This window comes from uncultured Roseobacter sp. (genome assembly GCF_947495275.1).
Classification (GTDB): Bacteria; Pseudomonadota; Alphaproteobacteria; order Rhodobacterales; family Rhodobacteraceae; genus Roseobacter.
This window is the reverse complement of the sequence record NZ_CANLYL010000002.1, coordinates 24,240-48,442: the sequence shown is the minus strand read 5'-3', so window position 1 is coordinate 48,442 and position 24,203 is coordinate 24,240. Positions and strand designations below refer to the sequence as shown.

Below are 24,203 nucleotides of genomic sequence, written 5' to 3'. Positions count from 1 at the left end.
CCTCTAACGATCATCACCAAAGTCATCGCCGTCCAGCAGTTCCTCTTCGATCTGCGCCTGCGCGGCGGCCGTGATCGTCTTCTTGTCCTCCTCGGAAAGTTCATCGACCTTGCCATCGGCAAGTCGCACCGTGACTTCCTTATGGGCGAACCGGACCCCTTCGCGCTCGAACAATGCGCGGATTTCTTCGTAGACTTTCTTGCGCACCAGCCACTGATCCCCGGGTTTGGTCATGAATTTAACGCGGATGATCATCGCGGAGTCCTGCATTTCGATCACCCCTTGCGACTTCAGCGGCTGGATGAAATTATCGCCGATCACCGGGTCATCCAGCAGCGCGACCCCAAGGTTCTTGATCAGCTTGCGCACCCTTTCCACATCCGTGTCGTAAGTAACGCGCAGGGGCAATTTCATGATCACCCAGTCACGCGAATAATTGGTCATCACCTGAATTTCGCCGAAAGGTATCGTGTGCAAAGCGCCCAAGTGGTGCCGCAACTGAAAGGACCGGACCGAGATTTTTTCCACGGTGCCTTTGACACCGCCGATATCGAGGTATTCGCCTTTGCGGAACGCATCGTCAAACAGAAAGAACCCACCTGAGAAGATGTCCCGTACCAGCGCCTGCGAGCCGAAACCAACGGCCACACCAACCACACCGGCACCGGCAAACAGAGGTCCGACATTGACGCCCAGTTCCAGCAGGATAATCAGCGTGATGGTCACCAGCACGACGATCAGGATGAAGTTGCGAAAGAGCGGCAGCAGGGTCGCCAGACGGCTGGCGCTTGAACCTCCGCCTTCGTCTCCCAGCTCACCTTCAACCATGTCGCCTTGCTCTTCGAGTATCTTGTTGTCGATCCAGATGCGGAAGATGTGGAAAACGATGTAGCCAATGAAGATGATGACCATGATGTCCAACAACTGCGTCGCGAAACCTTCAACCATCTGGGCGGAGTTGTTGTCCCAGATGTAAAAGAACGCGTAGGTGCCCGCGACAAAAGCGAGTATCCCGGCAACGCGGCGGGCCAGAGCCTCGAACGTCCCCAAAGGGTGTCGTCGCGGCAGCGCGTCGATCTGTTGCGCCTCGGCATCCGGGTCGTTCTCTTCTTCCTCGCTTTCTCCGTCCATTCGGGTTTCGTTCATTTCGCGCAGCGCCCGGGCACGTTGGAAGCTGCGTTCAATGACGAAATTGATGACGCCGTAGACCACGATAATCGACATCAGGATTGCATATGCACCGCCAATCAGCGGGATCGACGAGGGGTTACCCAGAACCAGATCATAAGTCAGTTCCAGCCAGGCGAAGATCACATATCCAATGACGAGGGGCGCCCATAGGGCCGTCAGTATCTTGACGGCCCAACTCAATTCAGCCGCCGGTTTGCCCTGACGCATTGCATTCGAAATTGCACGTCTGTTGACCAGAACCATCAGGATGTTCAGCATCACCACCAGCGCCGACATCAAGGACGACAGGAAGGCGTAGACATCGTAGTTCAGCCCTAACTCACCAATCCAAACGCCAAAGAGAATGGCCGTGATGTCAACCGTCCCAAGCACCCAAAGCCAATTATAGAGACGCCGCGCATCACGCGTTTCCAGCACCGGAATACGATATTGATCCAGGAAGGGAGACAAAACCATGCGCCAGAGGTTCGCGACCAACCGGCACATGAAATATGCGGTGTTGATCACACTGACGGTGAATTGCATCGCCTTGTCTTCGAGCGGCCCAAAGATGATCGCCCCCAGAATATAGGCAACCACCATCGAGACGATGATGCCCAGAACGCCCATAAAGAAACGAAACACCAGGAATGGCATCTTTTCAGCATAGCCTTCGGGCTTTTCCCTGATGCGGGACACCACGAAGTTCTTGACGATCCGTTTGCCGTAAACCTGCGCTTCGAAAACCATGCCCACGGCGAATAGCAGCAGCGAAATCCACAGTGCGTCGAAAAACGCCTTGATGGTGCCGTCAGGGCTGGTGGCACGCAGGATGTAGAGTACTTCGTTGAACGCATTTGGAAGGTCGAGAATGCGTTCGATCAGCACCGACCGGAAATTGACCACCGCATCCTGCGCCTTCATCAGGCTTGAACCGTCCGCATGTTCTTCGGTGGCGGGATCGCTCGCGACAGGTGATGTCAGCAGCTGACCATTTTGGTCTATGACCACGACACCCACGCCATTCTCCGCCGCCTGCCGCATGATTTCGGATATCTGGTCTGTTTCTTCGCTGCTCTGACTTACGCCGAGGCCAGCAAGCGAACCCAAGCCTTGGGTCTGGCCAGGGGTGGGCTGGCCGATGGCAAAGGTTACGGTGGCAAAAAACCACAAAGCAAACCAGAGAGCGCGCATATAGAGACGATCCGTAGAAGTAATCAATTTAGGCGACGGTATGGGACGCGGCATACCATTGCAATTGCACATCAGTTGAAACTCCGGCGATCAGTCGTGTTTTGCACCTCATTAACTTTTGTGCCAAAGAAGAATGAAAGGATGGGCGAGACCCTGTAAAAAGACACAAGGACTGGCCTATGCGCCCGAAATTGCCGCTGATAGCAGGGTCTTACGTATTGCGGAAACGGCTCTCCAGGGTGTACGCCACCCGCGCAGACACGTGGATGAGTGTGATGTCATGAATGTGTCTGATCGAACGGGTACGGTGGAAGAGATGATACGAACAGCTCAAGTTGGCGCTTCTGAGCGCTCTGTACGTGTCATGCTTTACAGCCACGACACCTTTGGCCTGGGTCATTTGCGCAGATCGCGCGCGCTGGCCTCTGCGCTGACCGCATCCGATCCAAGTGCTTCGGCGATCATCCTGACCGGATCCCCGGTTGCCGGGCGCTTCACTTTTCCCGAGCGCGTCGATCACGTCCGCTTGCCTGGTGTCACTAAATTGCCCGACGGGTCATATGTCAGCCAGACCCTGGGTCTTGACATCGACGAGACAACGGCGCTGCGGTCCGGTCTGATACAGACGGCCGTCGAACAATACGACCCGGACCTTCTGGTGGTAGACAAGGAACCCACCGGCTTTCGCGGAGAATTGCTGCCAACACTGGAATGGATGGCCAAACGTAAATCCGCCCGTTGTGTTTTGGGATTGCGGGACGTTCTGGACGAACCGGCCGTTTTGGCGGCGGAATGGGAACGAAAAGGCGCCGTGGACGCGACAGAGCGCTTTTACGATGAAATCTGGGTCTATGGCCCCCGGTCGGTCTATGACCCGACCCAAGGATTGCCGCTGTCAGATGACACCCGCAAACGCATTCATTGGACAGGTTATCTGCGACGGGAGGTCACCGACGCGGCAGAGACCCCGGACGTGCCATATGTGTTGATCACGCCAGGTGGCGGCGGGGACGGTCAGGCAATGGTCAGCCTTGTTCTGGAAGCTTACGAAACGGACCCGACACTCACCCCGCACGCTGTGCTGGTTTATGGGCCATTTCTTTCCGGCGACGTGCGGGACGCCTTCGATGCGCGGGTGGCCAGGTTGAACGGGCGCGTTACCGCCTTGGGGTTTGACGCCCGCATCGAAGCCCTTTTCGCCGGAGCTGAAGGTGTCATCTCAATGGGCGGCTACAACACGTTCTGCGAGGTGTTGTCTTTCGACAAACGCGCGGTGATCGTCCCGCGCACCGTGCCGCGCCTGGAACAGTGGATACGGGCGTCACGCGCCGAAGAGCTTGGCCTCGTCCGCATGCTGGACGAAAAACGCGACGGTATGAACCCGCAGACGATGGTCAAGTTTATTCGCGCCTTGCCGAGCCAGCAAAAGCCGTCTCAGGCCGGCGCGGACGGCCTTTTGGACGGTCTCGATGTGGTAGTCGATCGCGCGACGGCCCTCATGGCGGCGCGATGACGTCGGAGACTGCGCGACTTGCCGTTGTTGTCAAAGGATGGCCGCGGCTGTCGGAGACATTCATCGCCCAGGAATTGGTGGCACTCGAAGCCGCTGGTATTGATTTCGAAATCTGGTCCTTGCGACACCCAACAGACAAGAAAACTCATCCGTTGCATGATCGCCTGCAAGCCGCCGTTCACTATTTGCCCGAATATCTGCGGGACGAACCGCTGCGCGTCGCCAGAGGTTTCATCAATGCGGTGACGCAACCTGGTTTTGCGAAAACATGGCGTATGATCCGTGCGGATTATGCGCGGGAGCGGACGCCAAACCGGCTAAGGCGATTTGGGCAAGCCTGCGTTCTGGCGCGCGAATTGCCCGACGCGACGCTGGGTCTCTATGCTCATTTTCTGCACACCCCTTCATCGGTTGCCCGCTATGCAGCGATGCTGAGAGGCATTCCCTGGTCCTTCTCCGCGCATGCCAAGGACATCTGGACATCGCCAGAGTGGGAGTTGCGCGAAAAACTTGCCGCTGACAGCCATGGTGCCGAATTCGGGGCCACGTGCACAGCTTTTGGCGCTGAGCATCTGAATTCGTTGGCGGATCGCGAGGACCGTGTGGATCTCGTGTACCATGGGCTTGACCTGGAACGTTTTCCACCTCCGCCAGAGAAAAAGAGGCGCAAACCGGACGAGCCCATGGCCCTGATGTCTGTTGGACGTCTGGTGGAGAAGAAGGGATTTGACCGGCTGATCCATGCATTGGCCCAGCTGCCGAAATCGCTGGATTGGCATTGGACCCATATCGGTGGTGGTGCGCTCAAGGAAGAGTTGCAGCGGTTGGCCCTTGAACACGGGGTCGCAGATCGCATCACCTGGCGCGGTGCCTGCGATCAGCCCGAGGTGATTGCAGAAATGCGCGCCGCCGATCTGTTTGTCCTGCCGAGCAGGGTCGCAGAGGACGGTGACAGAGACGGGCTGCCCAACGTGCTGATGGAAGCGGCCAGCCAGAAACTGCCAATCCTGTCGACTCCGGTATCTGCTATTCCGGAGTTTATCGACAATGGCATTCACGGTCTTCTGACGGATGACGCGCCGCAGAGTATCGCAAGTGAAGTTCAGCGTCTGGCGGCTGACCCCGCGCTGGGGGAAAAGATGGCCAAAGCAGCCTTTGAGCGGCTGATGTCCGACTTCCAGATGGCCCCGGGGATTGCACATCTGGCAAAGCGGCTCAGGCAGATGATGGACCTGCCCTCGTGAAAAAGATTGCCTTTTATGCCCCGATGAAGCCACCCACGCACCCGGTGCCATCAGGTGACAGAGCCATGGCGCGCGCGCTCCTGAAAGCGCTTGATTACGGCGGTGTGACAGCTGAAGTCGTCTCCACACTGCAAACGCGGGACAAAGCCGGAGACGAAGAAGTCCAGGCGCGGCTTTTTGAACAGGCTGATGCCGAGATCAACCGTTTGATTGATCAGGGGCGCCGGGCTGACTGGCAGGTATGGGTGACCTATCACAGCTATTACAAAGCGCCCGACCTCGTCGGCCCGACGGTTTCGGCGGCCCTGAACCTGCCGTATGTTCAGATCGAAGCTACCCGCGCGCGCAAACGCCTCAAGGGACCATGGGCTCATTTCGCCCAAGCCGCCGAAGCCGCCAGCGATGCAGCTCAGGTCATTTTTCATCTGACGGAAAGGGACGCGGAAGCCCTGCACGCCTATGGGCCATCACATCAACAGATCAAGCACCTGCGCCCTTTCCTGCCACGCGTAGAACTGCCGCCCGCAAGTTCCGGTTTCGGACCGATGCTGAGCGTGGGCATGTTGCGGCATGGCGATAAATTCGCGTCCTACCAGTTGATCGCTGATGCGCTCAAATTGCTGGAAACCCCGGAATGGCATCTTGTTATCGCCGGCAATGGGCCGGCCCTTGATGCTGTGGCCTCCATGATGCAGGAGTTTGGAGATCGCGTCGATTTGCGCGGGTCGCTGGATGAAAGCGACATGCAGAAGCTCTATTCCGAGGCCAGCCTGTTGTTTTGGCCCGGCGTGAATGAAGCATTCGGCATGACCTATCTTGAGGCCCAGGCCGCCGCTTTGCCCGTGGTGGCGCAACGACGGCCCGGGGTTTGTGATGTGCTGGCTCCGGGTGTCTATCCCGAGCCCGAGCGCGGCCCCGAGGCACTGGCCCGGGACTTGGACGCTCTGCTTGGAGACAGCGGCGCGCGTATTGCGCGCGGACAAGCAGCGCGCAAATACGTCGCAGATCATCACTTGATGCCCGCAGCCAGCCGTGTTCTTTGCCAAACCATCGCGGAGCTGGCCCCATGATCCGATTGGCTTTGCTTCGACATGGACATACCTCCTGGAACCGCCAAGGCCGGATACAGGGGCGAACGGACGTACCGCTGGATTCCGATGCAGTAGCGCAACTTTCAAAACTGGTCTTGCCCGCGCCATGGCGCAACGCTCAGCTATGTGCCAGCCCACTGGAAAGAGCGCGCGAAACTGCCCGTCTGATTTCCGGGCGGGCACCACGGACAGAGCCCGCCCTGATGGAGATGAATTGGGGAGAGTGGGAAGGCAAACGTGGCATCGACCTGCAAACTGATCCCGCGTCGGGTTTCAGGGATATTGAGCAATGGGGTTGGTCCTATTGCCCGCCCAATGGCGAAAGCCCGGCCGATCTCAGAGAACGTCTCGTTCCGTGGGTTCATGCCCTTGCCAGCGATACAGTTGCGGTTTGCCACATCGGGGTGATGCGGGTCTTGCTCGCGCATGCAAGCGGTTGGGATTTTGACGGCCCCGCGCCTTTTCAGATCAAGCGCAACCGGCTCTATGTGCTTGGCATTGAAGCGGACAGTTGGGCGCTGCAACCCTCTCCTCTGAAGTTGGAGGCGCACAGTTCATGAAAGTCATGATTGTTGTCACCCACCTGCTTGGAACCGGTCACCTTGCGCGGGCGCTGACGCTTGCGCGCGCCTTCAAAAAGGCTGGTCACGCCGTTTGGGTGGTATCTGGGGGTATGCCGGCAGCACATCTGAACTGTTCCCAGATCACCTTCATGCAACTGCCGCCGCTGCGGTCTGATGGAGTAAATTTCACGAAACTACTCGATGCTGAAAACCGGATTGCCAGCCCTCAATACCTGAAGGCGCGACAAGACAGTTTGCTTGCCAACGTGCTTGAGGTTCAACCCGACGTCATCATCACCGAACTTTTCCCATTCGGGCGGCGCGTTCTGCGCGATGAGTTCGTAGCAATGCTTACCGAAGCGCGTGAACGACCCATACGACCGCTGATCTGTGCATCAATCCGTGACATCCTCGCGCCGCCCTCAAAGCCCGCGAAAGCAATTGCTACCGAAGATATGGTCCAAACCTTCTACGACGCCGTTTTGGTGCATTCAGACCGCCAGATCACTCCGTTGGAGGCCAGCTGGCCGGTCACATCAAAGCTCGAACCATACCTGCACTATACAGGGTTCGTAGCCGCCGAGGCACCCCGTGATCACCCGACCGAGGCCGGTACAGGCGAAATTCTGGTCAGCGCAGGTGGCGGCGATGTTGGCGCAGAGTTGTTCCGGCAGGTAGTAAACGCCGCCGCCGCCCGCCCGGAGTGGCACTGGCGAATTCTCGTGGGCGGCCAACATGCGCAGGAACTGGTGCATCAACTACACTCTGAAGCGACATCAAACGTGATTGTTGAGCCCGCACGCGCTGATTTTCGTCAAATGCTTCGCCATGCCGAAGCATCGGTCTCAATGTGCGGCTACAACACGGCGCTTGACATATTGCAGGCGGGAACACCCGCCGTTTTCATCCCCTTTGATGCGGGTGGAGAGGTCGAGCAGACCTTGCGCGCCGAGGCACTTGCCTTGCTTCCGGGTATCGCACTCTTGCGTAGTTCCGACGTGACCCCCACCAGTTTGCTGAAGAGCCTGGACCTGGTCCGCTCCTCACCTCGACGAAGCGTTCAAGCCACGAATTTCGAAGGCGCCGGCCATTCGGTCAGGATCATCGAGGCACTCGCGGAGCGCATAAAGTGAAAGTCGATTGGAGCCCTTTGCGCCGGGAGTTGGCCCGGCTGCGCGCCGCTGATGTGGCACTTCCGATCTGGTGGCGTGATGATGACGCAGTCAGGGCCACCCCTGAATTCGAGCAGCTTTGTAGACTGTCAGAAGAACTCCGCATGCCTGTCCATCTTGCGGTTATTCCCGGGCTTGCGGAACCGACACTTGCCGCCGCCATCGCCCCCCTGCCCTATGTTCTTCCAGTCGCCCATGGATGGCGGCACCAGAACCAAGCTCCTGAAGGTGAGAAGAAAGCAGAGTTTGGCCACTTTCGGGTTGATGCGAGTTTTGACCTAGAGCGTGGTTTTTCGCAGATGCGCCAGCTTTTTGGAAAGCGTTTCATTCCCGCATTCGTGGCGCCATGGAACCGTTTGAGTGACGCCTATCACAAGCCTCTGGCCGATGTTGGCTACAAGGTCGTATCCACTTTTTCGCCAAGAGAGACCGTGAGTTCGGCACACAGTTTGATCACGATAAACACACATGTCGATCCCATCGCCTGGCGTGGAACCCGTGGCCTGGTCGACCCGGAAGTCCTCATCGCCAGAACCTGTCAGAACCTATCTAACCGCACTGAGGGAAAGTCCGATGCCACCGAACCAATGGGTTATCTGACGCATCATTTAGTACACACACCTGAAATCTGGGAGTTTTCGCGGATGTTTCTAAGCGAATTGCTCAGCGGTGGCGGATATGAAAAATCTCTCTCCACATCCATTGAGGAAATCCCATGAGCCGACTGGAATCCATGCGTCGCAGGCTGTCTGCGCAAATCGACGGCCTCAATTGGGCTGCTGAAGCCATTGGAGATATTGGCGGAGATGTTCTGGAATTGGGCCTTGGGAATGGCCGCACTTACGATCATCTCAGGCAACAACTGCCCACCCGGCGCATCTGGGTCATCGACCGCGTCCTGCAACCCCATCCGTCCTGCGTGCCGCCCGAAGAGAATTTTCTTTTGGGGGAAGCTGATGACATGTTGCAGGAACTGGCCCGCAGGGGTCAGAAATTCGCTCTTGCCCATTACGATTTTGGCTTTGGAATCAAGGACCTGGATGTGAAAGAGGGAGCTCGCCTGTCGCCTCTGATCGCGCCACTGATGGTTTCAGGTGGATTGCTGGTCAGCCAGCAACCCCTGACCGGATTTACCAAGATTTCGGGCCCGGATACGATTGACCCTGAAAGGTACCTCTTCTTTCGCGCACCTTGAAAAGAATGGCTGTCGGGCGCAATAACAAACGGTGGATGGGAAATCCAACGCCCTGGCGAGCCACTTGAGGGGTCTATGGTTAAGCCAGCAGAGCTCCGAGACATCCAAGCCGGAATGTGATCCGATTTTTCGCGTGAACTGAGTGCGGAATGCGGTATATTCATCTTGCAAACATACCTCAACAAAGGACTTTCCTGATGATCAGACTTGCTCTTGCCCTAACAACCATTCTGGCTCTTGCTGCGTGTGAGACGACCAAAGGTGTGGGCCGTGACGTCCAAAATGCGGGGCAAGCGCTGGACGACGCGATCTGATTGGCTGCCGCTTTGGACGAACCGGAGCTAAGCCCCCCTTTGGCCCGGCCCTTGAAGGGGCCGGGCTTTCACGTTTCCGCCTGTGACAGACATGCACGACCTGTGCACAGGCCGTACACCGGAATATATGTCAAATTAGGGTTACCCGATCTGAAGCGGATCAATGAACCACATGATCGAGCGCAATCCGGAGCTTTGCCACCTAGCACAAAGGGCGCTCGGGCGCGATCATCGTTGGTTTGAAACGTTCTGAAAAAAGCGAAAGGCGCCAGGGGATCGAACCGAAGTCCTTTCCATGCCTTGCGGCACATCCTGACGCCTTCTTGAACCTCATCATCCCCCCAGAGGGCGACATTTGGCCCAGCTTGCTTGAGAGCGTTACCCCTCCCAGCCGAAACCGTCGATCCGAAAACCAACCGTTCCCCACTCAACCCAACCGAAATCTGCCGTCCTTTCAAGCCCTTACGGACCCTTCGGGTAAGACCTACTTCAGCCAATTCAGACCTTCGTCACGGCTCTTTCGAGCCCACACGATCTGGCCTGTATCCTCCTGATTTTGAACGATTTAGGCCTGACGCCGAAGCGCCTATCCCATCTCGCCCGCCACCCTGAGGGGCCTTTGCGTCCGCTCCTTCGTTCAGTGAACTCCGTTGCGGTAACTACAGGTTGCGCTTTCAACCTGAGTCGCGCAACAGAAAAATGAAGGAATCGTGAAATTTCTTGTGGATAACACATTGAATTTGCTTGTGTTTTCCCTGTGGGTAATCGGTGGATAAGTCAAATTTCCTCTGGTTTTCGGCCTGGTTACACGATTGAAAATCGCGCGGAAATACATTTCATGTGTGTAGATATTTCGAGGGATTTTCTATCGCAATTAGACGTGATTCCGCGCCCATGGAGGAGGCGTAAAATGCGGATGGGGCCCCGGGTAAAGACTGTGCCCACTTGTTTTGGATTGGGGTCACATTCGATGATTTTGACGGTATGACTTGCGTGCACAGGCTGTGCACAGCGCGTATGACACTGAGTCATATTTTGGTTGGGGGTGAGACACGGTCCGGCGGAGCCGGATTGAACAGTCCGGGGGACTGTTCGAAGTGTCGAACGCGGATTTCGCAAGAAATTCGCCGGGGAAGCTGACGGAAGGGTTCATTGATGCACCGCGCCGACTCCGCGTTGGCCCTGCCAACGCTCTGTCGGTGACGCCCGCGCGTTCCGCGCAGGCTGACCCGAACCGAGGGGGTTGGCACCGGACCGGGCATAGCCCGGCAATTGATCCGGGGGATCAATTGAGGTGACAACGGGCGGAGCCCCGGGAGAGAGGCGCTTTTGATGTTTGGCGATGTGTGTCGAATTACGCGGCGCGTCCGAACCGAGGGGTGGGAAGCGAAGCGCCCGCCCCGTGGGGGCGCTTCGGGCGCGGCACATTCTTTGAATATGTATTGTCGCTTTCGATCTTCTTCGAAAATCGATCTGGAGCAGGACTTTTAAATTTTCAACATTTTCAAAATGTCTTTGAAGAAATTTACATTTAAAATCGCTGCCATCTACTTTAGATTAACTGAGATTGAACACAGTCAAGTGATTTGAGGGTTATGAGCGAACAGGTACCTAAGGCTTGTCTTTTAAATGTTGTAACGTCTTATACCGTCTCAGCTCTGGCGCTAGCGTCACCATTGCTCAACTCCATGGGAGCAAACGTGAAATCAACTATGTCGTTCACGGGGTTGGATTTTTCCTTCTTATCTCTTATCATATTGATAGTTTGGGCACTAAGCGGTGTTGTGAACAGTGCCCAGACCCATAGCCATATTGTTCTGTGTGTTCTCAATTCGTTAGGATTTCCTGGCTTACTACTAGCGGTGTTGTCATTCTTATGAGAGTCGACCCTATGATCCCGTCAAAGATAAAATACCATATTATTGGCCTGTTGGCAGGTTGTGCGGTTTTCTTCATCGCTTGGGTTTTTTTTTATTCTTCTGACGATACAGAATTCGCAGATTCTGACATTGAGAGTTTTGAGTTGGTAAGCTTGAAACAGAAGTACAGACTGGCAAAGTTCTCTGCGGCGAAAGCTCTGGACCGAAATATACCGGCAGGATGGGCATATAGTATCAGTCCAACCATGTGTTTGGCTATCCGAAATGCATTGGAGAGCTTAGATCCAAATGTACGAAAGACAGTAAACATCGTTTTGCTTAAACCAGCGGGTAAGCCGATATCCGGTCACGAAAACCAAAATGCCGAACAGTGGCGAAGAACAATGATCAGGATACAGGGGTCAGAGCTAACAGCAGTATCTAATGGCGACGCCTTAACTTCTCACTTGTGTCAAAGTGGTTTTAGCGAAAACTCAATGGCGGTAGCAATTACTGATTCAGCGCAAGTATGGAAAGCCCTCCATGATGAGGGTGCCGATGCAAACGCAATCGCAATTCCAGTCGGCTTGTTGAAAGACTAGTTTTCTTCAATACTTGGAAAAGACGTACTGCCAAGACTACGTGCAGTCCGGTTTAGTGTTGGCTTTGGGCAACTTAAAAAACGCCTGAAAACTTGGCAATTGTTGGGGTTTTTCCCATCACGGAAACGGGACAGTCCGATCTTTTCGGTAAAGTCTAACTGTCCATCTTCAGCGCCGAAATAAACGCCTCCTGAGGTATATCCACCTTGCCGAACTGCCGCATCTTCTTCTTCCCCGCCTTCTGCTTATCCAACAGCTTGCGTTTGCGCGTGGCGTCGCCTCCGTAACATTTGGCGGTCACGTCCTTGCGCATCGCAGACAGGGTTTCGCGGGCGATCACTTTGCCGCCGATGGCCGCCTGGATCGGGATTTTGAACATGTGGCGGGGGATTAGATCTTTCAGCTTTTCGACCATGGCACGGCCCCGCGCCTCAGCCCGGTCGCGGTGGACCATGGTGGAGAGCGCGTCTACCGGTTCGTCATTCACAAGGATAGACATTTTCACCAGATTGTCCTGCCGGTAGCCGATCATGGCGTAGTCGAAAGAGGCATAGCCCTTGGTCACCGATTTCAGCCGGTCGTAGAAATCAAAGACGACTTCGTTGAGCGGCAGATCGTAGACCACCATGGCGCGGGAACCGGCATAGGTGAGGTCCATCTGGATGCCGCGCCGGTCCTGACAGAGTTTGAGCACATCGCCGAGGTAGTCGTCGGGCACGAGGATGGTGGCCTTGATGCGCGGCTCTTCAAGGTGATCGACAAGGGTGAGGTCGGGCATGTCGGCGGGGTTGTGCAGTTCCATCATCGTGCCGTCCTTCATGTGGATGTGGTAGATGACGGAGGGCGCGGTGGTGATCAGTTCGATGTCATATTCGCGTTCGATCCGGTCGCGGATGACCTCAAGGTGCAAAAGGCCCAGGAAACCGCAGCGGAAGCCAAAGCCGAGGGCGGCGGAGGTTTCCATTTCGGAGGAGAAGGAGGCGTCATTGAGGGCGAGTTTTTCGATGGCGTCGCGCAGGTCTTCGAATTCGGCGGAATCCACGGGGAAGAGGCCACAGAAGACCACGGGCTGCGAAGGTTTGAAGCCGGGCAGCGCGGTTTCGGTGCCTTTCTTTTCGTGGGTAATGGTGTCGCCGACGCGGGTGTCGCGCACCTGTTTGATGGAGGCGGTCAGAAAGCCGATCTCGCCCGGGCCAAGTTCATCAATCACGGTCATGGCGGGGCGGAAAACGCCGATGCGGTCCACGTGGTGGGTGGAGTTGTTCGACAGCATGCGGATGCGGTCGCCCTTTTTCAGCACGCCGTCCATGATGCGCACCAGAACGATGACGCCGAGGTAGCTGTCGTACCAGCTGTCGACCAGCATGGCCTTGAGCGGCGCGTCACGGGTGCCTTTGGGGGCGGGCAGGTTCTGGACGATGGATTCCAGCGTTTCGGTGATCCCCTGCCCGGTCTTGGCGGAGACCTGAATGGCGCCGGAGGCATCAATGCCGATGACATCCTCGATCTGTTCGGCCACGCGGTCACAATCCGACGCGGGCAGGTCGATCTTGTTCAGCACGGGCACGATTTCATGATCGGCGTCGATGGCGTGATAGACATTGGCCAGCGTCTGCGCCTCGACCCCTTGCGTGCTGTCGACCACCAGCAGCGAGCCTTCGACCGCGCGCATGGAGCGGGAGACCTCATAGGCGAAATCGACGTGGCCCGGCGTGTCGATCAGGTTGAGCACGTATTCCTCGCCGCTCTGCGCGGTGTAATTGATCCGCACGGTCTGGGCCTTGATGGTGATGCCGCGCTCGCGCTCGATGTCCATACTGTCGAGCATCTGCTCTTTCATATCCCGGTCGGCCACGGTGTTGGTGGACTGAATGAGCCGGTCGGCCAGCGTCGATTTCCCGTGGTCGATGTGGGCGACGATGGAGAAATTGCGGATATGAGATAGCGGTGTCATGGTGCAGGGATATGGTGTGGTTTTGCGGGGCGGTCAAGGTGGTTGAGCACGTTGAGATTACGGACGACAAAAGCGTGCGTGCTTGGCTGGAAAAGCAAGATCACCAGACGCAGGTCCGGTTTGCTGTGCGATGCAGCCTGCGTGCTTTGCCTGCATTGGCACTTTGGGACAACGCAACATCTAGCGGGCTTTCTTTGGCGACCCTTCGATGCATACTAATCTCTGCTGCTGCTGGCACATGCCCAACTGCGGAAATGGGACGTTTGAAGTCAGCAGCCCTTTCTGCCGTTAATGCGGCCGATACATCCCATTCCCATAGCCCTGCCGCCACCGCCATCTCCGCTGAAAGTGATGCTCTAACCGTCGACTCGGCCGGTTCTGCTGCCCTCTCCGTCGACTCGACCTTTTACGTCGCCCTCTCAGCGACCAATACCATTCCCTCCACCGACTCCGCTCTGTCTTTCGCTATCTCCGCCTTCTCGTTTTCATTCTTTGCAGAAACTGCACCGTCCACTCACGCAGCCCTATACTCCGCGACCTCCGCCGATGCCAATACCTCAACTCTTTGGCCAGACCTCTGGGGCGAACGAACAGCTTCTGGACTTGATGACGAATGGGGCGAGCTCAAAGCGCAATGGGTTGCCGATAGTGCTGACTGGTCTTTCTGGATCGAGTGGTACGAAGCAATTCTAATTGGCACTCCGTTGCCTTGGGATTTCACTTTCAAAATCGCTGCTGAACTCACAGAAGATGAATGGGACGCGGGTCAAACAATCGTTTCCCGGCGTATCGGTGAAATCAGGTCGAAGTGGCAGCTCGAAAAGGAAATTGAACGGCTCAGAGAACAACTTTCGCTAGCAAATATGCGCTCTGCAACAATCCGCAAGCACAACAATCCGCCACCCCTAGAGGATGAAGCAGAGCTAGCTGCGGAAACGATGACATTGATTTGGAATGAACTCGACGCGCTGGAAACAGAAATTGCAAAGCCCCATGCTGAACCGTCAGTGCTTCAACATATCGCCCAAAATCTTTGGGCCATAGCTGAAAGGATCACCATTTATTGCGGCGGCAAAATTGACGCTGCTCTGGAAGCTGTCGCGAGAGAACTCGGATCGACTGCCACCAAGTGGGCGATACGATCCGGCGTTGCCTATTGGATATCGACACAAGAAGGTACTCAGTCCGTCGCAAAGCTCGCATGGCAGTATGCCGAAAAGCTACTGTCCGGAGGGTAACCAGAACGCCCAATATACGATTGGGCAGCGCCCGACCGGCACCCCGCCTCACCGACCTTCACTTCCCGGCGATGCACTTCAATCAGTGGTTGTGTCACGACACGTATAGGGTCACACTGAGCGCATTAATTGACAGGGCATGTGCGGTTTTGTGCAGTCGCATATCGGGCCTGCGTTCTTACGTCAGACATGTCCTCTCAGCACAAAAAAGGTCTTCAGATGAGACAACTCCGCCTCTCCCGCCTCGCCCTTCCCGCCATCAGCGGTGTAATCCTCGCCCTGCCGCAGACGGCGCTGGCGCAGGACCCGACGTTCACCTTTTACGGGCAATTGAACTTTGGGATTTTCAGCGTCGATGACGGCACCCAAAGCGAGACATTCGTCACCGATAACGATAATTCCAACACGCGGATCGGGGCAATCTGGGAGAGCGGCTTGGCCAATGGCGGAAAGCTGAAGTTCCATTTTGAATCCGCTCTTGGGCTGTTCGGCTCAAGCTCGGTCACGATTGATGACACCGATCTGGATTTCAACTACCGCCGGACGGAACTGCGCAAGTTCGAAGTGGTCTATACGACGCCTTCGGTGGGCACATTCTCCTTTGGTCAGGGCAGCACGGCCACGGATGGGTTTGCGGAGGCCGATTTCTCCGGCACCTCAGTTATTGCCTATTCCGCGCTTGGCGATCTGGCAGGCAATATCGCCTTTCGCCCACAGGGAGGGGCCGCGACAGCTGTGACCGTTGGCGATGCTTTCAGCAACTTTGACGGCGCGCGCCGGTTTCGGGTGCGCTACGACACACCGGAGTTCAATGGCTTCACGGTCAGCGCTTCGGCCGGCGAAGAGGTGCTGCGGCGCGGTGATGACCGCGAATTCTACGATCTGGGGCTGAAATACGCGCAGGACTACGGCGACATCAAAGTGGATGCGCGGCTGGGGTATTCCTGGATCGACAGCGATGAGGAACTGGCCATCGGATCGGTCGCCCTGCTGCATGAACCCACGGGCCTGAACGCGGCAATCTCCACCGGCCGCCAGCAGGAAGGTGACGCTGATTACATCTATGCCAAGCTCGGCTACATCCAGAACTGGTTCTCGGTCGGATCCACGGCGCTGTCACTGGACATTTACGAGGGCAATGATTTCGCCATCGCTGGATCGGAAAGCTCTTCGGTCGGGCTGGGGGTCGTGCAGCGTCTGGACAAGCAGAACGTGGAAATCTACGCGACCTACCGCACGCTGTCATTCGAAGGCGGGGCCACGGCGGTCGAGGATATTGACGTGATGGTGGTGGGCGCACGCTGGAAGTTCTGACCCCCGATCAGCGCTTGTCTGCCCCCTTTGCGGGGCAGCATGCCGTGCTGAACGATTGAAACCCGGCCCGGCGTGCTACATAGTTTTGCGGTGCGGGTCAGGGCAAGGGGTACAAGCGATGGTCAAATGGTGCGCAGCGGCAAGCGCATTTGCGATACTGGCGGCCTGCGGCGGCACTGCGCCCGAGCGCATCATCAGCCCGCCCGCGACGTCAGTGCGTTTCGCTGCCGGTCCTATTGCAAGCGCCTGCCTGATCCACAATCGTCCGGCTGCATCGCGCGCGCGATGTGGCTGCATTCAAGCCGTGGCGGACCGGACACTCAGCCAACAGCAGCAGCAGCGCAGCGTTGTGTTTTTCAGCGATCCCGGTCAGTTGCAGGACATCCGGCAATCGGACGCGCCGGGCAATGAACGTTTCTGGAACGCCTGGAAAAACTTCGCCGAGACCGCCGAAGTGCAGTGCCAGAGCGTGTGACCGCCAGGCCGGTCAGCCAGACCAAGAGGTGCGACCCGGTTCCCCGTTCCGGTCACACCTCCTGAGGTTGGACCTTGCCCGGAAACACACGCCTGATTGCGACGTAGAATACCGGTGTGAAGAACAGCCCCATGAAGGTCACGCCCGACATGCCAAAGAACACGGCGGTCCCCAGTGCCTGACGCATTTCGGCCCCCGGCCCGGTGGCGATCATCAGAGGAATCACCCCGAGGATGAAGGCGAAGGCGGTCATCAGGATGGGCCGCAGGCGTAACCGGCTGGCCTCAAGTGCCGCCTCTACCGGGCCAAGGCCGCGTTCCTCCTGCGCCTGTTTGGCAAATTCCACGATCATGATCGCATTCTTGGCCGCAAGCCCCACAAGCACAATCAGCCCCACCTGCGTGAGAATATTGTTGTCCATGGCCCGGTACATCACACCGCCCAGCGCGCCCAGGACCGCCAGCGGCACAATCAGGATGATCGCGACGGGCAAGGCCCAGCTTTCATAGAGGGCGGCGAGGAACAGGAAGGCGAAGAGGATGGAGAAGGCAAAGATATAGGCCGTCGTATTGCCCTGGTTGCGCTCCTGCAATGCCAGTTCCGTCCACTCGAAATCCACACCTTGCGGCATGAATGACGCGGCCAGTTCCTCCATCGCGATCAAGGCATCACCCGATGACACCCCGGGCACCGGCGCGCCTTGCAACGGCACGGAAACCTGCTGGTTGTAGCGCTGCACCAGCGCTGGCCCTGCAGTATCAACAATCGAGACCAGCGTGCCCAGAGGCACCAGCGCGCCGGTAGCCGAGCGCACCTTGAGCGCTGTTATGTCCGCTTCTTCCAGGCGGAACTGTTCATCGGCCTGCGCGCGCACCTGATAGAGACGCCCAAAGGCGTTGAAGTCATTGACGTAGGAAGACCCGAGATTGATCGCCAGTGTCTCAAAAATTTCCCCGATGGGCACGTTCAGCATCTGCGCCCGAACCCTGTCGATCTCCAGAAAGACCTGCGGTGATCCGGCGGAAAAGGTGGTGAAGAGCCCCTGCACCTTATCCGATTGCTGGGAGGCCCCCATCAAGGCGTAAGCCGTATTCAGAACGCGCGACATCTCCGCGCTTTCGTTCTCTTTCAGCTGCATCTTGAAACCACCACCGGTGCCCACGCCGCTGACGGCGGGTGGCGCGATCACGATGATGAAGGCCTCGCGCAACGCCTGCATACGCCCGAAGAGCTGCCCCACGATGGCAGTCGCGCCCATACCCGTTTCCGCACGTTCCTCAAAACTGTCGAATGTGGTGAAGATGACCCCCTGATTGGACGCATTGGTAAAGGTGGCTCCGGAAAATCCGGCAAAAGCCACCGCATCGGAAACACCGGGAGTGTTCAGCGCTACCTCGGTGGCCTGCTTGACCACCTCATCCGTGCGCTCCAGCGACGCCCCGTCAGGCAGCTGCACAACCACGATGGCATACCCCTGATCAGCCTCCGGGATGAAGCCCGTAGGCACCTGCTGGCTGATCCACCAGGTGGCGCCGAGCAGACCGGCAAACACTGCAAACGTCAGCAGAATGGTTTTGGTGGAGCTGATCAGGAAGGCCACGATGCGGGTATACCCCGCCGTCATGGCATCAAAGCCACGGTTAAACCCGCGCGCAAGCGGGCCGGTGATCAGGGCGATGGGATTGCGGCTGGGTGTCTCCGATTTCGACCGCAGCATCACCGCGGCCATCGCGGGCGAAAGGCTCAGCGAATTGATCGTGGAGATCACCGTGGCGACCGAGATCGTGACCGCGAATTGTTTGTAGAACTGCCCCGTGATCCCCGGCACCAGCGTCGAAGGGACAAATACAGCGATCAACACCAGCGACGTGCCAATAATTGCGCTCTGGACCTCATCCATTGTGCGCGCGGAGGCCTGCCTTGGCGACATGCCCTGCTCGATGTTTCGCTCGACGTTCTCGACAACGACAATCGCGTCGTCCACCACGATCCCGATGGCGAGGATCAGGCCGAAAAGCGTGAGCAGGTTGAGCGTATAGCCAAGCGCCAGCATGATCGCAAAGGTACCGATCAGCGACACCGGAATGGCCAGCAGCGGGATCACCGCCGTACGCCAGCTTTGCAGGAAGACGACGATCACGATCAACACCAGCACAATGGCCTCAAAGAGCGTGCGGTAGACCTCGTTCACCGAGGATTCGATGAATTCCGTCGGGTTATAGACAATGCTGTATTCCAGACCTGCCGGGAAATCCTCGGAGAGCCTTTCCATCGTCTGAATGATGCTGTCAGCCGTCGCCAGCGCGTTGGAGCCCGGTCGCTGGAACACCCCCAGCGCCACGGCAGGTTTGTTGTTCAGATAAGAGTTATTGGTGTAGGACCGCGCCGCAATTTCGACGCGCGCCACATCGCGCACACGCACCACGCGCCCCTCCTCAGAAGCCTTGACGATCACCTGGCCAAATTCACGCGGTGTCTGGAGGCGGCCTTGTGTGGTCACTGCAATCTGAAAAGCGCTGTCGCTGTTGTTGGGCGGCGCGCCAAGCGAGCCGCCGGAGACCTGGACGTTCTGTTCCCTAAGCGCGTTGACTACATCCGCTGCAGTGAGCCCAAGCGAGGAAAGCCGGTCAGGATCGAGCCAGACCCGTGCGGAGAATTCGCGCTCGCCAAAGATCGTCAGATCGCCCACACCATCCAGTCGGACCAGCTGGTCGCGCACCCGCGATCTCGCGTAATTGGAGACATAGAGCTGGTCAAAGCTGTCATCGGGCGACAGCATATGCACAACCATCATCAGGTCGGGTGACGATTTGGTGGTGGTCACGCCAAGGCTGCGCACTTCCTGCGGCAGCCGTGGCTCGGCGATGGCGACGCGGTTTTGCACCAGCACCTGCGCGGCATCGAGATCAGTGCCCAACTCGAAGGTGATGCTGAGGCTCATGGAGCCGTCCGCTGTGGAATAGGACGAGAGGTAAAGCATATCCTCCACCCCGTTGATTTCCTGCTCCAGCGGCGTGGCCACGGTGGCCGCGACGGTTTCAGCATCCGCACCAGGGTAGCTCGCCCGCACGACAATGGAGGGGGGCGCGATCTCGGGGTATTGTTCAACCGGTAGCTGGGTGTAGGAAATGATACCGACGATGGTCAGCAGGATCGAGATGACGATGGCAAAAACCGGGCGGCCTACGAAAAAGCGCCCCATCTCAGTTTTCCGCGATCAAGGGCAGTTCCACCTTTTCCGGTGTCACAACCGTGCCCGGTCGGGCCCTCACGACACCCTCGATCACGATGACCTCCGAGCCGTCGAGCCCCTCGCGCACCACCCGGTATCCGTCGATACGCGGCCCGGTCCTGATCTCGATCGGGATCACATTGCCCCCGTCATCCACGGACATGACCAACCGGCGGTTCTGATCGGCCACAACCGCCGCGTCCGGGATCAGCACGCCGTCATAGGGCAATGATCCGGGCACGTTGACACGTCCGAAAAGGCCCGGCGTCAGGATTTCATCGGGGTTGTCCAGAATGGCGCGCACCCGCATGGTGCCGGTTTGCTGATCAATGCGGTTCTCGGAGAAGTCCAACACACCCGACTGCGGGGGTATCTTCTGGTCGGAAAGGGACACTTTAACCTCCAGACCGCCGCCGCCTTCCTGCAGGGACGCGCCGCGTGCCCTGGCGTCGCGTGCATAGGCCAGAAAGTAGCGTTCATCGATGTCAAAGTAGAAGTAGATCGGATCAGAGGAGACGATGGAGGTCAGTTCAGTCTGATCGGCAGAGACGAGGTTGCCCGGGTCGACCAACGCCTGGTCAATCCGTCCGGCCATGGGCGCGCGAATTTCGGAATATTCCAGATCGAGTTGCGCCAGTTCCAGCGCGGCACGCGCCTGTTCCAGCGATCCCTGTGCCGAAAGGTAGACCTCGCGCCGTTCGTCAACCACGCTTTGCGCGATGTTCCCGTTGCGGATCAGCGCCTCGGCGCGTTCCAGCTGCTCTGCGGCGAAATCAAAGGTGGCCTGGGCGATATCAATCTGTGACTGAGCCTGTCGAAGAGCGGTGCTGAACTGGCGCTGATCAATGGTGAAAAGCAACTGCCCTTCCTCCACCAGACTGCCGTCGGTGAATTCGACCGCGTTCAGATAGCCGGAGACGCGGGATCGGATCACCACATCTGCCCGAGCCTCAAAACGACCGACGAATTCGTCATCTTCGACGATCTTCTTGACCACCGGGTTGGCAACCGTGACCGGCGGCGGCCCCTGCTGCGCGCTCAGTTGAGAAGCAAAAGCAAGCGCGCTGGCGAAAACGAGCGATCCGAGAAGATGTTTCATACGTCGGTCCATGTGATATCCGTTTGTGCTTTGGTAACACGGGTTTGGCGAGATGACAGTGGAAAACTTAACCTGCGCGGGCATTCACCACCGCAAGATGGCTCAGATGGTCGGCTGCTGTTGCCTGCTGCGGGTCCGCCGATGCCCTACCCATCAAAGGCGCGTGTTGTGCCCGCCCGGGCATGAGCGACCTGCCCTCTTCTTTATGCGCTTCAGCCGCAGGTCCAAGGCGGGATTCTGCGGCTGATTGCTGGGTCTATCGCTCGCGAGCGGCAAGGCGTCTCAGGTCACGGCGGGCACAAAGAGCTCTGCCTGCACAGCCACGTTCGGAGCGGGCACAGCCGGATGCGTGATCTGCTGATTGGCACGACGCGAGACCTCGATGATACGATTGGTCGCCTCTGCGCTGCATTCCCTGATGAATTGGCAATTGGAAATTGCCTCATGCTGCATTGTAAGAGCCCGGTCACTCAACGCCTCAAGACGATCGCGCAAGGCAATGTTGGCGCATTCGGGCCGCGCGATCATCTCCGACAGCCCAGAGACATAAGCAAACCGCTCGGTGTAGGTGCGCGCATAATGATCTGGTGCCGCGTCCACAATATCGAGGGCTGCTTGAAGACTACCCGTAGTCGCCAGCGCATTTTGCGTGGCCTTAAGTGTCGCCGAAGCTTGGCTCAGGCTGGACTTTCGCCATAAATCCACCGCCGTCAGTGCCGCATTTTGCGACAGCGCGATGCTGCCTTGGGTTTGCACCATGAGCTTTTTCGGCGCCTTGCTGGCCCGGAACTTCGCCACGGCAGTTTTCCTGGCATCGGGGACAATATCACCGCCGATCCAACCTTTGCGGAAGCTCAAGCAGGAAATGAACAGAAGTACCGCAGCCATCGCCCAATTAGCCAGCGATCCGGTGAACAGCGTCTTCAGACCTTCCCCCAGCAGGAATGGCACCACAATGTCCATGGCTTCCGCAAGATCGAAAAGCTCCGCTGCTTTGGCGCGCAAGGCCACGATCGAAACGACCATGGGCGCTACCAGACCGACGAACAGGATCACAGATGCCGCAATACCCAAAGTGGGGCCAATCCAGTGTTTCAGCCCAAAAAGCGGCCGGATAGCACGCCCCAGGAGATACACGGGCAAAGTGAGCAATATGCCTGCGATCAGCGCCGAGAAAAAGGCCGCCATTGGTGATCCCGCATAATCCTTGAGGCTATAGGCCACCGCGACAGATTCCATGACCAAAAGCGTCGCCACACCGCCGATTGCCAAAGTATCCGCCAGAGTGCCAGAAAGACTGACCGACACACCACCATACCTGGCGCGAAGCGCGCGCTCATTGCGGTCGGCAGCGGTTTTTTCCTCGATCAGGTCCAGCTTCGATGTCGCAAAGGCTGCCACCTCGCGCGTGGTCACACAGTCATGTGTTTGCACGGCCTTCTGGGCGCCAACCGGATCAGCACCGCTGCTGGCGGTCGCGAATTGGTCCACCTGCTTTTCGATCCTTTTGATTTTCGCAGCGGCAATCCGGTTGAACTCTGCAGTGGTTTCCTGACATGCGGCCTCGACCGGTCCGTGGCATGTGGTGCCGCGCAACCCGTCTTCGGTGGCCAGCTTTTTCACCCGCGCCGAACGTGCCGCGACGACAGCACTCATCCGCTCTTCGGGTGTCGGTGCAAAAAATCTGCGTATGGATGCAAACATATTTTGAAAGATCGGTTTCATTGGAATTCCCCCTATCGTTTGGCTTTGAATGTTTCGACGATCTCAGTGATGAGCAGGTCGTCGAATGTGGTAAAATCGGTGGTCGGGATGAACACGAATTCGATCGGCATTCCCGCGATCTCGCTCAGGCTTTCGCCGTATTTGGCCTGCCAGCGCCGGTAAAATTCGTCGCGTGACATGTTTTCGTTTTCAGAAATCGCAATCAAACCCGAGACGTTCATTCTACCGTCGCTGACAAGCGTCAATTTTTGTGGCGGACCCGAAAGCTTGTGCATGTCGATCATGGCCCTGACCAAGGGGGAGCCATCCAGATTCCATCTTGTGTGGTCAGAACCATCCGGGTGTTCGGCGACCACAGCCGCCAGCGCCGCCTCTGCCAGACCATGTGGGTCCGCATCTCCAAGACATTTCTGGAAGCGTGGCTCGGCACCCTGATGGGTGACCGCGTAAACCCTCACCAGCGTGTTGGGAGTATCCCAGGCCGCCGTGAGCGTCTGTTCGAAGATCTCCAGACTGTCCAGCGGGTCGGTGACGTCGAGACCGATGGCGACAACCTTTGGCGCAATGCCTTGGGTTTCGCTCACAAGACAGCCGAGCCTGTTCGGCACCAGCGGTTTTGGGTCCGCCGGGATAGCACGGAGGAGGATGACCGAGTCCGGCGCCTGCCCCGCCCAGGCCTCCGCCTCCGGTTCCAATGCGATGAGACGCCACGAGGTCAGCTTTTCGGCGGTGGGCAATGCCGGGGCGCCAACCGAAGCCACCATAACGATGCCGTCAGGCGGTGTACCGAGAACACGCCGGACAGACCGACCAAGTCGCGTAAGGTCAGCTTGGGCCAACCGCGCGAAAGCCGCCGCCGGTGGGGGCGTTGCCATGTAGGCGTTCAGGAGCTTGCCAATGGCTCCTTCGCGCAGCACCCGGGTGCGTTCGGGCGTCGCCGACCAGATCTTGCCGTCGGTGGCTGGCGGCAGACAGACGTCTGCGAGCACAATTGGAGTATCGGCTGGATCCCCTGAATGGGACATATAGACAAGCCGAAGGTCATCCGGCGCCGCATAAACAAGGTTTTCGACCTCTGCCAGGGCGTCGTCTTGCTGGACCGGGCCAGAAAACGCGGCACTTGCATTCACAATCGCCTGTACGGGTGCGCCTGGGCATTGGCTTGCAGCCTGGGCTTGCGTAACCCCTGCGCTGACCACCCCCGCGAGCAGGCAAATCCGGATCATATCTGAGAAAGTTTTCATTGGTG

The 24,203-nt window shown here is 57.7% G+C and carries 18 protein-coding genes; 12 read left to right on the top strand and 6 right to left on the bottom strand.

Features of this window, described 5'->3' with window-relative positions:
- Nucleotides 1-3: 3 nt before the first annotated feature.
- The gene (locus tag Q0802_RS03595; protein ID WP_298913714.1) at nt 4-2,364 is read right to left on the bottom strand and encodes a mechanosensitive ion channel family protein; all 2,361 of its coding nucleotides are present in this window, start codon (nt 2,362-2,364) and stop codon (nt 4-6) included.
- 316 nt (nt 2,365-2,680) lie between these two features.
- Here Q0802_RS03595 and Q0802_RS03590 point away from each other — a divergent pair, with 316 nt between their 5' ends.
- From Q0802_RS03590 to Q0802_RS03550, 9 genes are all read left to right on the top strand, one after another.
- The gene (locus Q0802_RS03590) at nt 2,681-3,877 is read left to right on the top strand and encodes a glycosyltransferase (RefSeq protein WP_298913712.1); all 1,197 of its coding nucleotides are present in this window, start codon (nt 2,681-2,683) and stop codon (nt 3,875-3,877) included.
- Nucleotides 3,874-5,121, top strand: a complete 1,248-nt coding sequence (locus Q0802_RS03585) for a glycosyltransferase family 4 protein (RefSeq protein ID WP_298913709.1) — start codon at nt 3,874-3,876, stop codon at nt 5,119-5,121. Before Q0802_RS03590 ends, Q0802_RS03585 begins: the two co-directional genes overlap by 4 nt.
- Nucleotides 5,118-6,191 carry a glycosyltransferase family 4 protein gene (locus Q0802_RS03580; RefSeq protein WP_298913706.1) on the top strand — a complete coding sequence of 358 codons (1,074 nt, stop codon included), beginning with the start codon at nt 5,118-5,120 and terminating at the stop codon, nt 6,189-6,191. Before Q0802_RS03585 ends, Q0802_RS03580 begins: the two co-directional genes overlap by 4 nt.
- Nucleotides 6,188-6,772, top strand: coding sequence for a histidine phosphatase family protein (locus tag Q0802_RS03575; RefSeq protein WP_298913704.1), 585 nt, complete (start codon nt 6,188-6,190; stop codon nt 6,770-6,772). Before Q0802_RS03580 ends, Q0802_RS03575 begins: the two co-directional genes overlap by 4 nt.
- Entirely contained in the window at nt 6,769-7,908 is a 1,140-nt protein-coding gene (locus tag Q0802_RS03570) for a glycosyltransferase (protein WP_298913701.1), read from the top strand. The genes Q0802_RS03575 and Q0802_RS03570 overlap by 4 nt, the downstream gene beginning before the upstream one ends.
- A complete protein-coding gene (locus Q0802_RS03565) occupies nt 7,905-8,666 on the top strand; it encodes a polysaccharide deacetylase family protein (protein ID WP_298913698.1) in 762 nt (253 codons plus the stop codon). Before Q0802_RS03570 ends, Q0802_RS03565 begins: the two co-directional genes overlap by 4 nt.
- Nucleotides 8,663-9,142: a class I SAM-dependent methyltransferase gene (locus Q0802_RS03560; RefSeq protein ID WP_298913695.1), complete on the top strand. Its 480-nt coding sequence runs from the start codon at nt 8,663-8,665 to the stop codon at nt 9,140-9,142. The genes Q0802_RS03565 and Q0802_RS03560 overlap by 4 nt, the downstream gene beginning before the upstream one ends.
- Before the next feature lie 197 nt (nt 9,143-9,339).
- Complete coding sequence (locus tag Q0802_RS03555; protein ID WP_298913692.1) at nt 9,340-9,456, top strand: entericidin A/B family lipoprotein; 117 nt, start codon at nt 9,340-9,342, stop codon at nt 9,454-9,456.
- Between the two features lie 1,891 nt (nt 9,457-11,347).
- Nucleotides 11,348-11,917 (top strand): hypothetical protein, encoded by a 570-nt coding sequence (locus Q0802_RS03550; protein WP_298913689.1) that lies wholly within the window; start codon nt 11,348-11,350, stop codon nt 11,915-11,917.
- Between the two features lie 154 nt (nt 11,918-12,071).
- On the opposite strand, the gene lepA is transcribed toward Q0802_RS03550, so the two are convergent.
- Nucleotides 12,072-13,871, bottom strand: coding sequence for a translation elongation factor 4 (gene lepA / locus Q0802_RS03545; protein WP_298913687.1), 1,800 nt, complete (start codon nt 13,869-13,871; stop codon nt 12,072-12,074).
- Nucleotides 13,872-13,882: 11 nt separating this feature from the next.
- Between lepA and Q0802_RS03540 the strand changes: the two genes are divergently transcribed.
- The 3 genes from Q0802_RS03540 (at nt 13,883) to Q0802_RS03530 (ending at nt 16,898) form a co-directional block, all read left to right on the top strand.
- Entirely contained in the window at nt 13,883-15,109 is a 1,227-nt protein-coding gene (locus Q0802_RS03540; protein WP_298913684.1) for a hypothetical protein, read from the top strand.
- A gap of 219 nt (nt 15,110-15,328) precedes the next feature.
- A complete protein-coding gene (locus Q0802_RS03535; protein ID WP_298913681.1) occupies nt 15,329-16,423 on the top strand; it encodes a porin in 1,095 nt (364 codons plus the stop codon).
- A 118-nt stretch (nt 16,424-16,541) separates the two neighbouring features.
- Entirely contained in the window at nt 16,542-16,898 is a 357-nt protein-coding gene (locus Q0802_RS03530) for a hypothetical protein (protein ID WP_298913678.1), read from the top strand.
- 52 nt (nt 16,899-16,950) lie between these two features.
- On the opposite strand, the gene Q0802_RS03525 is transcribed toward Q0802_RS03530, so the two are convergent.
- From Q0802_RS03525 to Q0802_RS03510, 4 genes are all read right to left on the bottom strand, one after another.
- Entirely contained in the window at nt 16,951-20,100 is a 3,150-nt protein-coding gene (locus tag Q0802_RS03525; RefSeq protein ID WP_298913676.1) for a multidrug efflux RND transporter permease subunit, read from the bottom strand.
- Between the two features lies 1 nt (nt 20,101).
- Nucleotides 20,102-21,229 (bottom strand): efflux RND transporter periplasmic adaptor subunit, encoded by a 1,128-nt coding sequence (locus Q0802_RS03520; protein WP_298913674.1) that lies wholly within the window; start codon nt 21,227-21,229, stop codon nt 20,102-20,104.
- A gap of 282 nt (nt 21,230-21,511) precedes the next feature.
- Nucleotides 21,512-22,954, bottom strand: a complete 1,443-nt coding sequence (locus Q0802_RS03515; protein ID WP_298913671.1) for a hypothetical protein — start codon at nt 22,952-22,954, stop codon at nt 21,512-21,514.
- Between the two features lie 11 nt (nt 22,955-22,965).
- Complete coding sequence (locus Q0802_RS03510; protein WP_298913669.1) at nt 22,966-24,198, bottom strand: hypothetical protein; 1,233 nt, start codon at nt 24,196-24,198, stop codon at nt 22,966-22,968.
- Nucleotides 24,199-24,203: the final 5 nt, after the last annotated feature.

Coding starts and splice junctions, on each gene's coding strand:
- Q0802_RS03595 (WP_298913714.1), bottom strand. CDS start 2,364: ATGCGCGCTCTCTGGTTTGCTTTGTGGTTTTTTGCCACCGTAACCTTT.
- Q0802_RS03590 (WP_298913712.1), top strand. CDS start 2,681: ATGATACGAACAGCTCAAGTTGGCGCTTCTGAGCGCTCTGTACGTGTC.
- Q0802_RS03585 (WP_298913709.1), top strand. CDS start 3,874: ATGACGTCGGAGACTGCGCGACTTGCCGTTGTTGTCAAAGGATGGCCG.
- Q0802_RS03575 (WP_298913704.1), top strand. CDS start 6,188: ATGATCCGATTGGCTTTGCTTCGACATGGACATACCTCCTGGAACCGC.
- Q0802_RS03570 (WP_298913701.1), top strand. CDS start 6,769: ATGAAAGTCATGATTGTTGTCACCCACCTGCTTGGAACCGGTCACCTT.
- Q0802_RS03560 (WP_298913695.1), top strand. CDS start 8,663: ATGAGCCGACTGGAATCCATGCGTCGCAGGCTGTCTGCGCAAATCGAC.
- Q0802_RS03555 (WP_298913692.1), top strand. CDS start 9,340: ATGATCAGACTTGCTCTTGCCCTAACAACCATTCTGGCTCTTGCTGCG.
- Q0802_RS03550 (WP_298913689.1), top strand. CDS start 11,348: ATGATCCCGTCAAAGATAAAATACCATATTATTGGCCTGTTGGCAGGT.
- lepA (WP_298913687.1), bottom strand. CDS start 13,871: ATGACACCGCTATCTCATATCCGCAATTTCTCCATCGTCGCCCACATC.
- Q0802_RS03540 (WP_298913684.1), top strand. CDS start 13,883: ATGGTGTGGTTTTGCGGGGCGGTCAAGGTGGTTGAGCACGTTGAGATT.
- Q0802_RS03535 (WP_298913681.1), top strand. CDS start 15,329: ATGAGACAACTCCGCCTCTCCCGCCTCGCCCTTCCCGCCATCAGCGGT.
- Q0802_RS03530 (WP_298913678.1), top strand. CDS start 16,542: ATGGTCAAATGGTGCGCAGCGGCAAGCGCATTTGCGATACTGGCGGCC.
- Q0802_RS03525 (WP_298913676.1), bottom strand. CDS start 20,100: ATGGGGCGCTTTTTCGTAGGCCGCCCGGTTTTTGCCATCGTCATCTCG.
- Q0802_RS03520 (WP_298913674.1), bottom strand. CDS start 21,229: ATGAAACATCTTCTCGGATCGCTCGTTTTCGCCAGCGCGCTTGCTTTT.
- Q0802_RS03515 (WP_298913671.1), bottom strand. CDS start 22,954: ATGAAACCGATCTTTCAAAATATGTTTGCATCCATACGCAGATTTTTT.
- Q0802_RS03510 (WP_298913669.1), bottom strand. CDS start 24,198: ATGAAAACTTTCTCAGATATGATCCGGATTTGCCTGCTCGCGGGGGTG.